The sequence below is a fragment of the Bacillus sp. DJP31 genome (assembly GCF_049310945.1).
Taxonomy (GTDB): Bacteria; Bacillota; Bacilli; order Bacillales; family SA4; genus Bacillus_BS.
Genome location: NZ_JBMERO010000107.1, coordinates 1 through 617 on the forward strand (window position 1 = coordinate 1; position 617 = coordinate 617).

Genomic DNA, 617 nt, shown 5'->3' on the forward strand with positions numbered 1-617 from the left:
TTAGGAGTAGGACACACTATAGAATGCTTGCGATATCCAATGAAAAACTTGTTTTGATTGGCCTTATTTCGTTGGACTTCCACTTTAGCATCAGGATCGGAATATGTTTTTTCACAATCACATGTTTTTTTATCTTCACAGTGGCATCGTTTCTTTTTATAACCATTCACAAGTGCGTAAACAGGTCTTGAATCAATGCCTGCAAGGGTTGTTTGTAAAAAGCCATCCAATTTCAAGGCTTGGCGGATAAGATTAAACAAAATTTCATAAAACAATTCAACAGTGACTGCCTTTCGAAAGTGACTCAAACTACTGTGAACAGGCACATCTTTAATATTCGGAGTTCCTATAAAGTTACGCCAAGCATGGTTTTTGGGATCGATCAGTTGCTTACAAAGCTGACGAAAAGATGTGATTTCAGGACGTGTAAAGTAGAGATAATGCATTCGGAAGTAAGTCCTTGGATCTACAGGCCGACGGCCTCCATCTTTAAAAAGGGGTTTAATTTTCTCTAACACAATTGAATCATCTACCAAATTAATATAATCAATCAGTTCAACGTCAAAACCGAGTGTGTTATAGTAATGGTAAGGAAGCAGTTCTAACTGCATATCCAT

At 37.3% G+C, this 617-nt stretch carries 1 protein-coding gene; it reads right to left on the bottom strand.

Annotation, left to right across the window (positions count from 1 at the left end; translation table 11 throughout):
* On the bottom strand, positions 1-617 hold a 617-nt coding region (locus ACOI1C_RS22695; protein ID WP_422512898.1), incomplete at both ends, for a transposase.